The organism is Levilactobacillus wangkuiensis (assembly GCF_016861605.1).
GTDB classification, from domain to species: Bacteria; Bacillota; Bacilli; order Lactobacillales; family Lactobacillaceae; genus Levilactobacillus; species Levilactobacillus wangkuiensis.
Genome location: NZ_BOLM01000015.1, coordinates 31,301 through 44,741, shown reverse-complemented (window position 1 = coordinate 44,741; position 13,441 = coordinate 31,301). Strand labels below are relative to the sequence as shown.

9 protein-coding genes are annotated in these 13,441 nt (G+C 50.9%); 4 read left to right on the top strand and 5 right to left on the bottom strand.

Annotated features, from left to right (window positions below; translation table 11 throughout):
• Nucleotides 1-153 precede the first annotated feature (153 nt).
• Nucleotides 154-636: a C40 family peptidase gene (locus tag JUF13_RS10455; protein WP_203639643.1), complete on the top strand. Its 483-nt coding sequence runs from the start codon at nt 154-156 to the stop codon at nt 634-636.
• A gap of 525 nt (nt 637-1,161) precedes the next feature.
• Here the strand turns inward: JUF13_RS10455 and JUF13_RS10450 are convergent.
• The 4 genes from JUF13_RS10450 to JUF13_RS10435 all read right to left on the bottom strand — a co-directional run bounded on the left by JUF13_RS10450 (nt 1,162) and on the right by JUF13_RS10435 (nt 7,596).
• Nucleotides 1,162-2,382 (bottom strand): RNA-guided endonuclease TnpB family protein, encoded by a 1,221-nt coding sequence (locus JUF13_RS10450; protein WP_203639642.1) that lies wholly within the window; start codon nt 2,380-2,382, stop codon nt 1,162-1,164.
• A 300-nt stretch (nt 2,383-2,682) separates the two neighbouring features.
• Nucleotides 2,683-3,060 carry a helix-turn-helix domain-containing protein gene (locus JUF13_RS10445; RefSeq protein ID WP_203639641.1) on the bottom strand — a complete coding sequence of 126 codons (378 nt, stop codon included), beginning with the start codon at nt 3,058-3,060 and terminating at the stop codon, nt 2,683-2,685.
• Between the two features lie 193 nt (nt 3,061-3,253).
• Complete coding sequence (locus JUF13_RS10440; protein WP_203639640.1) at nt 3,254-4,864, bottom strand: putative polysaccharide biosynthesis protein; 1,611 nt, start codon at nt 4,862-4,864, stop codon at nt 3,254-3,256.
• A gap of 761 nt (nt 4,865-5,625) precedes the next feature.
• Entirely contained in the window at nt 5,626-7,596 is a 1,971-nt protein-coding gene (locus JUF13_RS10435; protein ID WP_203639639.1) for a S9 family peptidase, read from the bottom strand.
• 719 nt (nt 7,597-8,315) lie between these two features.
• Between JUF13_RS10435 and JUF13_RS10430 the strand changes: the two genes are divergently transcribed.
• Together JUF13_RS10430 and JUF13_RS10425 are read left to right on the top strand one after the other, a co-directional pair.
• Nucleotides 8,316-9,245 (top strand): ketopantoate reductase family protein, encoded by a 930-nt coding sequence (locus tag JUF13_RS10430; RefSeq protein ID WP_203639638.1) that lies wholly within the window; start codon nt 8,316-8,318, stop codon nt 9,243-9,245.
• 181 nt (nt 9,246-9,426) lie between these two features.
• Entirely contained in the window at nt 9,427-9,711 is a 285-nt protein-coding gene (locus JUF13_RS10425; RefSeq protein ID WP_203639637.1) for an ATP cone domain-containing protein, read from the top strand.
• 168 nt (nt 9,712-9,879) lie between these two features.
• Here the strand turns inward: JUF13_RS10425 and spx are convergent, their stop codons facing one another.
• Complete coding sequence (gene spx, locus JUF13_RS10420; RefSeq protein WP_125765213.1) at nt 9,880-10,278, bottom strand: transcriptional regulator Spx; 399 nt, start codon at nt 10,276-10,278, stop codon at nt 9,880-9,882.
• A gap of 538 nt (nt 10,279-10,816) precedes the next feature.
• Between spx and JUF13_RS10415 the strand changes: the two genes are divergently transcribed.
• The gene (locus JUF13_RS10415; RefSeq protein ID WP_203639636.1) at nt 10,817-12,892 is read left to right on the top strand and encodes a cation:proton antiporter; all 2,076 of its coding nucleotides are present in this window, start codon (nt 10,817-10,819) and stop codon (nt 12,890-12,892) included.
• Nucleotides 12,893-13,441 lie beyond the last annotated feature (549 nt).

The window sequence follows — 13,441 nt, the reverse complement described above, 5'->3', positions numbered from 1 at the left end:
GACTTATATTGCAAAACTTAATTTTCACTTTAATCCGATTGATACTGCTTTGAGACATTTCTGTAACAACTCCCTGATAGTATTAAGCATGTTGATTCGCAACGAGTAACACTTACTACTAAAAAATAAAACTTAAGGAGTTTGTTTACATTTATGAAGAAGACGTTTACTGATATCGTATTGACTGTTATGGCCACTATCGCATTTGCTATTGCCGGGTTTGCTATTACCCAACCCGCTACCGCCCAAGCTGACAGCACCATCTCTTACGACAAAATCCACAAGGTTGCCAAAGCGCAATTAGGTAAGCCTTACGGTTGGGGCTCAACTGGTCCTTCCCGCTTTGACTGCTCTGGTTTTACCAGCTACGTCTACAAGAAGGGTGCTTCTAAGCAGATTCCACGGACTGCCCAAGCCCAATACAACAAGTACAAGCACGTGAGCTACAAGAACATCAAGAAGGGTGATTTGGTCTTCTTCGGTGGGTCTAAGCGTTCTATCTCCCACGTTGGTTTGTACGTTGGTAACGGTCGGATGATCGATTCCCAAAACCGTGGTGTTGTGACCGAAGCCGTTCACGCCCCATGGTGGCACGCTGTTGGTTACGCCCGCGTTGGTAACGTGGTCGCCGACTAGTCTAAGCTTCACAAACAGTTCCAACCTTCATAAATGAAATAAACTGTTCCCCCGTCGTACGTCGCGACGGGGGATTTTTGGGTTAAGAGTGTGGAACAAGGCGATTAGCTCCCGAGCATTAGTGGCATTAAGGGAATAACCCCGGGCTTGGGTTATTTTCTTAATGGTGCTAAGCGGAAGGAGCTGCCTTGTGGAACACGTTTCAGAGGCCGCCAGGACCGGGATATATTGGCGAGAGAATGTCTAACGAGCCAAATCAATACCGCCACTCCCAAACTACCAGAACTAACTCAATATGTAATAACACCAATCAACAACCGAATCATCACTATCTCAATCGTGACACTCACAATCACTGATACGCAACCGCACCCATCATACTTGTCAATTGCCCCTGAATGAATTCAGAGGCTTGTCGCTCACGTGTCTGGCGACACAGTAGTCCAACATGCCCTGTTAAGGCACTCCTACTCGTAGTGGCAACATCATCGGGTAATTGACGGCTACCCGTTTAACTATCAGGATCTACCCAACAGTCGTTAGTTTCTTAATCTTTGGGTGCTTGATGCCACTCAACCAATCTTGGCCAAGCATTTCTATATTCATTGCACCTAATCGGTCATCGTTACAACGATATTGACATTGGGCACACCAATACTCATGGGTATCGTGATGCCGGTTAATTTTCTCAACTAGTCCGCACTTGGGACATCTCTGCGAGGTAAATGCTGGATTCACTTTCACTACGGTACTTTGAATAGCCTGAGCTTTGTATGTTAAAAAAGACTCTAGCTGGAAAAAAGACCAGGAACGATGGCTGTTACGCAAAGCCTTAGGTAAGTCATCAGTATTGAATGTTACGTTGGTTAAGTCTTCCAGGACAAAAAGTGTATGCGACCCATATAGGGCAACGAGTGTCTTAGCTATACGATGATTTACATCGGTCATCCAGCGGTTCTCTCGTTGCGCTAGTTGTTTTAACTTCTTCTTGGCAGACTTGGTACCTTTACTTTGCAGTTGTCGCCGGATTTCTAGGAACTTTTTCCGCTTGCGTAAAATTTTCTGGCCGTCAAAGAACAATGTCTTGCCCAAGTGATCATAGATTGTTGCCAGGAAGCGTAGACCACGGTCGATACCGACAATCTTCGGACAGCCCTGTTTGTCAAAGTCATCAACTTCTTTGGTGATACCAATGTGGAGGAACCACTTGCCACGACTGTGGACTAATTTAGCGGTACCGAGTTTCCAGCCTCCGTGAAAATAGTCTTCGAAGCCTTTGTTGGTAAAGCACAGTTTCGTCCGCTTCTCCAGAGTGGTGATTGAGATTTGTTTCATATCATCCACAAAGGAATAGTTTTTTTGGCGAACTAAATCTGCCTGTGGCCGCCGAAAATGGATGGGCTTCACCAACCAATTCAAGTCCCTGGGAACTTGAACCCACTTCTTGTTCTCACTCTTGTAACGGTGAGGATGTTGCTTCATCTGTTCTTGAACAGTTTTGTAACGCGCTGCGACTGTCCGAAAAACAGACTGAATCATTTGACTATTCAACTGTGATTCTTGTCTGAGAACTTGGTACAGCTGGTGATTGATTTTTAACCAACTCAACGGAAACTCATGGTCAAAGATCCATTGACTGACAATGTTAGCTAATCGTTGATACTCTCGGCTCATTGCTAAAAAATCCGTCGACTGTCTATTGTCTGGATAGAGTCGTAATTTAATCGTTCGACCTAGTTTAGTCAATATCTACCTCCCCTGAAGATTGGTCTAAGTATACCATGTTTGGTCACTCAATAGGGGAACACACGTTTTAGAAAGTGTTAAGTTCTAGCATTCATCCCGCGATTGAAATCGCAGGTTTCCTGCTTAGTCCTTAATGATCAATATCCATACCTTCACCACCTTCCACCAGTTTATTCACCACACACAAAAATCCCCTTAAAAGTTACCGGATGGCTTAAAATCCTTCGTCCGCAAACCTTTAAGGGGTTTATTCACCTAGATATCTTACTATATTTACACGACTTATACCTGCCAACGCCATCAATGGCCGGTAATTACCCGCAACGCCCAACCAATCGACCCAATCAATGGAAACAGCAACCACCAGTAACCGGCTAGAAATTCCCAGCCATTCATCGGCCGACCGTTCCATCGCCGCAAGTAATCACGCGGCCCCTCATGTTCGACCGTCGTTGTCTGCGCTGCCGGTTGGGGCTGCTCACCACCAATTAATTCATTCAGGTCAACTTGTAACAAATTGGCCAACTTCACTAGCATATCTAAATCCGGCGACGTTTCCCCCTGCTCCCACTTGGAAATTGACTGCCGGGAAACAAATAACTGGCTCGCTAACTGTTCTTGTGACAATTGCCGTTGTCGCCGAAGTTTCCCCAACTGCTGACTAAACCGATTTTCCATATTCTCATCCCCTCTTAGACTATCCTCATCATACCCAAGTTCAGCCGGGCTGCCTAGCAAACAAAAGCGAACAAGCCGCACTTTGCCCGGGCTAGTTGCGCCCGTAATCGTTGCGAAAGTGGTTGCGAATCCTACGTTATCAGCATTCATCACTTGTCGCACGAAAAAAGGCTTGGCCAGTAGCCAAACCTTGTTAACGATGTAATTCTAATTTTATTGGTCGCTTGAAAATCAATTCTGACACGCCTAACCGGTTAGCCAACCACAGATAGAGGCCTAACGTGATCAGTCCCAGGACGCCGACGTAACCCATCGCCAGTAACTTACTGGTGAAGAAGAAATTCCCAATCAACCACTGGCAACCGTCGACCAGAATCGTGGCGACGACCGCAAAGACCAGATTTAACCGCGCAATCGGTCCGATAGCCCGCAGCTTGACCGCGTAGCTCCGGCGAATCAAACGCCAGCTAACGACCGTGATCCAGCCAAAGGCAATCGCCGTGGTCAACAGCGCCCCGTAGCCTTGGAAACAGTAAACCATTGGCAGTTGAAGGACAATTTTAATGCCCAAGCCCGTCAATAGGTAGGTCGTGGCCTTCTTACTCATCCGCAGCGCCTGTAGCACCGTCAGGAGGTCCAACGCCAGCCCTAACACCAGGCTCTGCCAAACGTTGGCGACCAGGTACGTGGCCCCGGCCCCATCGAAGTTAAAGAAGATGCCGTAGGTTGGGTAGGCAAAGACGCTGACCAAAATCACTAGTGGTAACAGCACAAACGTTAACAGCTGGAAATTATTCGTTAACAGCGCCCCAATTTGCGGACGGTTCTCCTTAATGTTCCCGAGTTTACCGGCCAACAACGGTAAGGACGTTTCCGCCACCGCCATCGCCAACGAAACAATTACCGTGGTAATCTTGTTGGGGTTGGCCGAGAAAATCGTGAACACATACTGGGTCATCGCCGCCGACTGATGGAGCAGGCCCTGCATAATTTGCTTAAAGAACAACTGATCCACTAATTGACTGAGGGTAATCCCAGACCCGACAATCACAAAGGGAATCGATTCGTACCCAATCATTTTTAACAGCTGACCAGCGGCATGTTGCTTCCCGGTCTGGCTCTGTGCCGTTAACCGCCGATACGTGCCCCGTTGGCGCCACAGGTGGCCCAGCAGGTACAGGTAACTGGCAATCGCCCCGACAAACGCCGCGGCAACACTGATGAAGACGGCTTGAACGTAGCTTTGGTGCCAGACTTCAATCAACAGGTAGGTGCCACCCAAAATCACGATGATTCGGATGAACTGTTCCCACAACTGTGAAATCCCAAACGGTTTGAGGTCCCCATTTCCCTGGAACCAGCCCCGTAAAATACTCATCGAGGGCAAAATCACGATTGCCGGTACCAGACAGCGAATCGCTATCGTAGCATTGGCCACCGAACTCACGGGACTGTTGGCAGCTAGCACCGGCGCGAGTCCGTACAGCAGGCCCCCACAGATGATCCCGGAAAGCACCATGAAGCCAAATCCAGCAAACGCAATGTGTTTGGAGTTAATGAAGCTATCCTCACCATTGAAAAACGCCACCCGCCGGGCAATCGCCGACGGAAACCCCGCCGTCCCTAACGCAATGAACAACGCATAGGGCGTATAGGCTGTGTTAAACAGCGCCTGAGCCACAGTTTGGTTCGCGGGCGACCCAATCATCGCCAACCAGGGAATCAGGTAAACAACCCCCAGCACCCGTGAAAAAATGCTCCCAAACGAGAGCCAAAATGATCCTGAAATTATTTTTTTATCCATATATAGTGCACTCACCAATTCATTTCTAAGAAAAAAGCATCACCTGCTAGGATACGCCTCTCATCCCCGGCTGTACATAACCAATCCATCGGGTACGAGCCAAACCGGGTTGTCAGTCCTACTGAACTGGTGAAAATGAACCGACATCGTGCGAAATGTCTCGTTCCCGCCGGTGGGTTCAAAGTGCCCTGCTGTGGGACCCGGCTCCAGCCTGAGGAGCGGTCTTCCGCCTCGCCTTGAAGCCTCGCTAAAGTTCGCGAGTCTCCAAGGTCGTTCCACGCTCTAGACTGAGCAGCCCACTCAGTCAAGACCGTCGACACAGCCGGTCACTTTGACCCACCTCTGGTCACTAACTCTTGCGAAAACATTTTCACCAGTCCGGCGGCTGAACACCCGTCTGGCTCGTAACCATAGATTGCCTGCTTAGCTAACTACCACCACAGTGATTCATAGTACATTAAAAGGCACCACCACAGACGAATCCGTGGTGGTGCCTTTATGAATAATTATCTAAATAACAATCAATCTTAACCGGAGGAAACCAAGGTGGAACCAGCTGTGTCGATGGTGTTAACGACTATTCTTTGGTCGTTTACCGCATGGGACGACTTGGGAGACACGCGCTTTTCGTGGCTGCCAAGCGAGGTGGAAGCCCGCCCTTCGGCTGGAACCGACCCCACAGCGGGTGGAACCCTGGAAGCCGCAGGTGACCAATATCACGCTAACATCCTGGTATTCATCCTCTGTCAGTTAGTCTTAAGTTATTTTTGAACAGAGGGATGCGCAGTGAACCATTCGGTCATGTCGTCTAACCGTTGGACCCGTAAGTTTGGCAGGCCGCCACGGGAAATACCGTGGAAGCTTTGTGGGTAGCGAACCATGTCGGCGTCGACCCCGTTGCGTTTGACCGCGGTGAAGAATTCTTCCGACTGGCTGATTGGACACCGCATATCCCACTCGCCGTGGAGTAAGCGAATGGGCGTCGTAACATTTTGCGCGTAGGCCAGCGGTGACTGTTTCCAGTAGGATTCCGCCCCGCCCTCGGCAAAGAGGTCGACGTCCAGTTCTTCTGGATTAAAGTAAAAACCGATATCACTGGTCCCGAATAAACTGATCCAGTTGGTGACGGCCCGTTGCGATACCGCGGCGGCAAAGCGCTTGGTGTGTCCCACAGCCCAGGTCGTCATGAAACCACCGTATGACCCGCCGGCAATGTATTGTCGGTCCGCATCTAATTGTGGGAACTTCTCGAGCGCCACGTCGAGGCCGGTCATCACATCGTTGAAGTCATCCTCGCCGTAGTGCCCGTTCACGTTGCTTTCAAACGCCTGACCATAACTGGTTGACCCCCGGGGATTAAAGAAGACTACCCCGAAGCCACGGCTGGCGTGCACTTGAAATTCATAGAAGAACGTTTCGCCATAGTTGGCGTGCGGCCCCCCGTGAACGTACAACAGGACGGGTTCCTTAGGCGCAGTCGTTTGCGCTGGTAAATACCAGCCTTCTAGCGCTTGACCATCCTCGGATTCGAAGTCAAAGTGCTGTGGATGAGCAAATTCATGTGTATCTTCGTAAGCGGCGTTGGGATCGTAATTGACGGCCTCTTGGCCGGTCGCCACGTTTAACGTCACTAATTCACTCGGCTTGTCTTGGTAGGACACGGCTAACGCAACGGTCTGTTCGTCGACCACGGTGAAGTCCACAATCTGACGCGCGGTGTCATCCACCAATTTCACGCCATTGGCATCCCCCACGTAGAGTTGACTATGGGCGTGGAAACAAGCGGCGAAGACAAATTGGTCGGCACTGAGCCAACGGACCAATTTACCGCCAGCCTGTTGCACGAAGTCGCCGGCAAATTCAGGCGCCAGGTCGGCTTGTAAGTCCGGCGTCACGTCGGTCAGCTCACCCGTTTCGCGGTTGCCCAGGTACAGGGTCGCCACGGTATGCCGGCCGGCCTGACCGTCGTCACCAATCAGGGCCACGTGAACCCCATCGGGCGCGAACGTGGCATCCTCAAAATGCCCATGGGCGAGGCTAGCGGTCAAGTCAACGGTTGCGCCGGTCTGGGTATCCAAACTATAGGCGCCATGCGCAAAATTCCGTTCGTCGGCGGGATCATCATCCTGCAAAACCGTGACGTAGCGGCCATTATCACTGACGGAGGTCAAACTAAAATCGAAGCCTTGTTGGCAAACTTCAGTGACCTCGCCAGTGGCGACTTCGAGTCGACGTAAACGGTAGGTCACATCTAGTGGCAACCAGCCGTAGCCATCGGCCTTGTTGATGAGCTTATCCACGTGCCGCGTTTGCGGGAAGGCTTGGGGACTTGGTAACTTAGGCTGTTCAGCCGTTTCTGTTGTTTTAAAGAAGACACTAGTGCCATCCGCCGAGGCGATAACCGTATTCACGGCCTCGTTCGGCGTGGTCGGCGTGACCAACTTGGCCTCGCCACCCGCTAAAGCCACTTGGAACAGTTGGGCCTTCGCATCGCCAACCGTTGCCGCGTAAAAGAGCTGCGCACCAGCGACTGCCGGCTGTACGTTGAGCTTGCCATTGGCGCCGACCGTCTGAGTATGACCAGCGGCGTCAACACGTTTGAGCTGCGCGCGATAATCATTGGCAGCCTCATCAATCCTATTTTCAACGAAAAAGACTTGGCCGGCAGCGGCTAACGGCTGGGCCACCGATTTTAATTTGAAAAGATCTTGTGCACTGACACCTTTTGGCATACGCATCGCTCCTAATTATAAATTTTCTCATTATTTTCTCATTTAATGATTGGCTTTCATGTTAGCCTAGTGCCCGGCGGATGTCAATTACCAATCTACTCGTTTGCGGGTAAAACTTGTTTGCCTTCGTCTCCGGGATGGTGAAAATGGGCCGTGGCGCTGTGGGTGCGTTCTGTCGTTCCCGACGGCGGATTCAAAGTGCCCTGCTATGGGGTCGGTTCCAGCCTAAGGGCCAGGCTTCCACCTCGACTTTGAGCCTGAGAACCGGTCTCAAAGGTCGTCCCGTGGGCTAGGCTGGCACGAAACGCCAGCCAAGACCACCGACACAGCTGGGCACTTTGATCCGCCTCTGGTCACTCACACTGGCCACGCTGGCCCATTTTCACCATCCCTGCGGCTGACACTGGTTTGACCCGCAACGACAGCTTGAATTGACAGTCATTTTTGAACTCTGCCTTAGTCACTGACACATTGACTTAGATTGGTCTCGCATTCCTTCAACCGCTTAAATTAACATCTCTAAATCTACTCTCTCCAAAGCCGCCAGCTCCCCTCGCTCTGCAGCCTCTTCCTCTATCTAAAGCCGCTCCCACACCACAAACCCTCGGAAAACTGCTAAACTACAGTTATCCACTATATGTTGGTGCCACATTGGTTGGTTAGCTTAACCGCCAGTGGTCCCAACATAAATTTACTAATAACCAAGGAGCGTGTTTTCCATGAAAATTGCGATTGCGGGTGCTGGAGCGATGGGGAGTCGGTTTGGCGTGAAGCTACAGGCCGCCGGTAACCAAGTGACCCTGATTGATAACTGGGCCGACCACGTGGCGGCGATTAACCGCGACGGGCTGATTGTGACCACCGATGACGGAGCTGACCACGTTTATCCCATGACGGCCATGACGCCACAAGATGTGACCGACCATTTTGACCTCGTGATTCTGTTTACTAAGGCCATGCAGATGGACCAGATGCTGCAAGACCTCGGCGACGTCCTCAGCAATCAGCCGGCCGTGTTGACGCTAGCTAATGGGATTGGCAACGTCGAGACCATCGAACGGCACGTACCCAAGGCTCAAATCGTGGTCGGCACGACTGTTTGGTCCTCTGGCATGACGGGGCCCGGCCACATCAAGGTGACGGGAACCGGGAGTATTTCCCTGCAGGCCGTCGTGCCGGACGCCTTTCCGAATCTACCAGCCGTCCTGGACACGCTGAACGGCGCCGGACTGCATGCCAGTGAAGCCGCCAGCGTCATGGCCGCCATCTGGAAAAAGGCCGGTCTGAACAGCGTGCTCAACACCTACTGCACCCTGTTCGACTGCAACATCGGCGAGTTTGGCGCGCTACCAAACTGGCGGACGCTAAACGATGCCGTGCTCAACGAATTCCAAGCCGTGGCCGACGCGGCTAAAATTCAGTTCAGTGCCGCGGACGTGACGGACCTGATTGCCGCCCAATTTTCACCGGAAACCAATGGCGGGCACTACCCGTCCATGCATCAGGACATGGCCAATCGGCGGCCAACCGAAATTGACTTTCTCAACGGCTACGTCGCTAAATTAGGCGCCCAACTCAACGTGCCGGCACCGACGAACGCCATCCTGGCCCAAGCGATTCACGCCCAGGAAACCCTTAAAGGTATCTAACGGAAAAAACGGTCGACCACGCTCTGTGGTTTTACTACCATATGTAGAATTAAGCTAATTTTTACCCCCATATCTAGTTGTTTTTTTGCTGGATTCATCGTAAGATGGGTGTACGGGCATTTTTTAAGTTGGTGATAACCGATGACCTGAAGTGCCAGCAAACCTAGGAGGGCAAGAGACGATGGACGTTATCAGAAGATCACAAACGACGATGGACCCAAGCGGTCTTACCGTGGAAAACCCGGACGGTAAACACGCTCCGTTCAATTCCAAAAAGATCCATACAGCCCTCACTAGCCTGACCAACGACCCAACCGTTGTGCACCGGGTAGAGAGCTTAATCGTCGCCCAATTGGCTGGTTTTGACGTGGTGGCGACTGGAACCATTACCGCTACCATCGTGGAAACCTTGGAACAACTGGGATACGCGCATATGGCCCAAAGCTATTTAAAGGCGAGTCACTAATTTCAAATACCAAAAAAGCTGACCAAGAAATCACTAAGATTTCCGAGTCAGCTTTTCTTTTCGTCCCACATTTTTTCGCCAGCCGTGAAACACGGCCAACGGAACGTGGTCTATAATAATTTCAATAAAAAACCGACCAGCACTCCCCCGAGAACTGATCGATCCATTCTATGAGCTTAATTGTGATTCCAAGTGATGGAGTTCTGCGGTCCGAACATCCCGTGGCAAGAACCGCCGAATCTCTTCTTCGTTGTAACCCACTTCAAGCCGCTTGTCATCAAAGATGATTGGGCGCTTGATCAAGTCAGGGTACTTCACAACGAGATCAACTAATTGGCTAACTGATAAACTATCCAAATCAACGTGCAGTTCCTTAAACACGTTGGATCGCGTGGAGATAATGTCTTCACTTCCGTTTTCAGTTAAACGTAGAATCTGTTTAACTTCGGCAGCATTCAATGGCTTAGACTTGATATTACGTTCACTGAAAGCAATATCGTGTCCCTTCAGCCAAGCGCGTGCTTTCCGACTGGATGCGCTACTTGGTGCAATGTACAAATTAATCATATTCAGCACTTCCTTATCGTTGGATTGAGTAACGATAACAGACAACATAACAAAGTTCACCTAAACAATTTATCGAACTATCTAGTAGAACCAACTTATATGTTACCACAATTGAATGAATAATCAACCTTTTTTGGAAAGTTTCTAAATAAGGGGCGACATTTTTTAGTGGGTTGGTTGGGATTCCCAACCATTTCCGTTCACCCCCGTTACTTTGTGATAAACTGGGCCAATTCCCGAAATATCGGCCTGTAACGGGGGCACAAAGTTTTGCAAGTCAACCAATTATCCACCGATAGGTTACGGACTTTTACGAACATACCTGCCGGGCGTCTCCTTCTGGCCTAGTTGTATTTATATTCATTTTATCAGCATTATTATTCATATTGCACAATTTAATCGCTTTAGAACGCCTAGCCATTCGCTGGAAATTGGTTATACATTAGTTTTTCCAAACTCGCAGACAATTATTCCATTATTTCCGGACCGAGTGGCGTAAAATAAGAACCAACGATTCTATTCATTTGGAGGGATTCACTTGGAAATCTTCTATGCCGTCCTACTTCTAGTCCTTGCGACGATTGTGGCCAATACGATCTACCCTTATTTTCCGGCCATACCGCAGGCGTTCTACCAAATCTTTGTGGGGGGCCTACTCTCGTTAGTGCCCTTGTATCATCATTTTATCCTCGAGCCTGAAGTCTTCATGCTCCTGATTATTGCGCCGTTAATGTTTTACGACGGCCGTAACGCCAACGCCGGTGAACTGCGGAAAAACATGGGCTCGGTGATGTCCATGGCCGTGGTGCTGGCTATCCTGACCGTCGTCCTCTTGGGCTACCTCAGTCATGCTGTCCTCAGTACCCTGCCATTAGCGCTGGCTTTCGCACTGGCTGCTATCGTGACGCCAACGGATGCCGTCGCTGTGGGTTCCATCACCGCCAACATGGCCGTGCCCGAGCGCGTCATGGGCATGTTGGAACGGGAGTCGCTGTTCAACGACGCTTCTGGCTTGGTTGCCTTCAGCCTGGCCCTGACCGCCTTTACCACCGGGAAATTCTCCCTGGGTGGCGGGATCAAACATTTCCTCATCGTCTTCTTCGGCGGACTCCTGATTGGCCTGATTCTCGGGGTCGTCGCCGTCTGGCTGCGGGTCTACCTGGTCCGCGGCGGGATGGACTCCTCAAGTGTCATTGTGCCTTACGATGTTGTCGTACCTTTCATCATCTATTTAGCCGCTGAACACATTGGCCTATCCGGTATCTTGGCGGTCGTCGCTGCCGGCCTGATGTTCAGTATCTCGACCGACCAACTGCGCCTATCCAGTACACAGCTCCAGCTGGTTTCGCGCTCCACATGGCACATTCTCACCAGCATTTTAAACGGCTTCGTCTTTGTCCTACTGGGCGTTTCGTTGCCAACCGTCTGGGTAAATATTCAACGTGACAGTACCAAATCCATTCCCACCTACGTCCTGCTGGCCGTCATCCTCTATGTGGTGATGCTGGCGCTGCGTTACCTGTGGATTCGATTCGACTGGGCCCTGATTCGTTCGGAAAATAAGGACCGCCGGCACAACGCCCTCATCGGCGCCCTCTCCGGTGTGCATGGAACCATTACGCTAGCCATGGCCTTCTCGCTACCCCTAACGCTAAACGGCCACGCCTTCCCGTTCCGAAATTCCATGATTTTCATCGCGGCCGTCGTCATCATTTTAAGTTTACTCGTGCCCACCTTTATCATGCCGATGCTACTACCAAATAAGGAAGTGGCTGTCGATCCCGCCGACGCCCTGCGCGAACGCAAAGCCTTGGTGGCCTACGCGACAGAACGCTTAGTCCAGGAAAATCCGGATGTGCCCAGCGCCACCCAAGCTGTGATTGAAACGTTAAATGGCCAGGCAACCACGGAACGTCCCGACCGGCAGAAGATGAGTGAAATTCTCAATCATGCCACGCAAATTGAAGTTCATACCGTCCAAGGACTCGCCGATAACGGCACCATTTCCCAAGGATTTGCTAACCGTTACGTGCGGATTCTCCTGATGAAATCGCAAATGAGTCACAACAATCCCTTCGTCAATTCCACGCTGTGGATTCGCTTCGTCTGGCACCGTCTGACCCATGTCTTTAGCCGACGGCGGCACCGTGAACAGCGCATCGCGCAACAAGAAAAGTGGTTGAAACAACATCCGCAAACGGCGGAACAAGAACGCTTGCGTGCCGAACGCATCAAGCAAGAACGTCAACCACGACGCTTCCGTCGCCGCCGCGATCCTGCCGCCGATGAACGTCGCCGGGAAAACTACCTCAAGATTGAGCAAGACGTGTACAACGACGTCATCGCCTACCTGACGGACATTTCCAGTGTCGACAACCAAACGGAAGTCAACGCCGTGCGGAATTACTACAATGCTCGACACCGGCGCTTTGCCTCCAAGGAAATCTCCGATCAGCAAAACGAGCTGTTCATCCAGGCCTTCCAGTATGAATACACTTATATTCGGCAACGCCGCAGTGCTAAGGAAGTTTCGCCTGCGCTGGCTGAAGAGATGTACCAGCGGGTGTCGACGGACCAGATGCTCTACATGCAAGAAAGCTCAGCTGCGGACTAAACTCTCTTTCTTCGCCTCCGGGCGGGTGAAAATGGGCCGTGACGCTGTGGCGTGTTCTATCGTTCCCGACGGCGGATTCAAAGTGCCCTGCTATGGGGTCGGTTCCAGCCTGAAAACCGGGCTTCCACCTCAACTTTGAGCCAAAAAACGGTCTCAAAGGTTGTCCCGTGGGCTAGGCTGGCAAAGAACGCCAGCCAAGACCACCGACACAGCTGGGCACTTTGATCCGCCTCTGGTCACTCACACTGGCCGTGCTAGCCCATTTGCACCCGCTCTGCGACTTGGACCGGTTTAGACCGCAGTTTGCCCCATACTGGTCAATTGCCTCTTACCACAACCGCAATTCAAGTTAGCCCCTTCCCCTGCCAATTTACGTAAGAATATTCCTGAATCAGTGATTTAATTTCTAGATACCGTTCAATATGCATTGGTATTGGCGTCGCTTGTGAAATTCAAATGGGAAAGTGGCGGGGTTTGCTTTCGTTTTGCCGCTTCTCAATTTTCACTGGTCTAGCCCGGTATCATAGGCTTTGACGTTTATTTTCACAC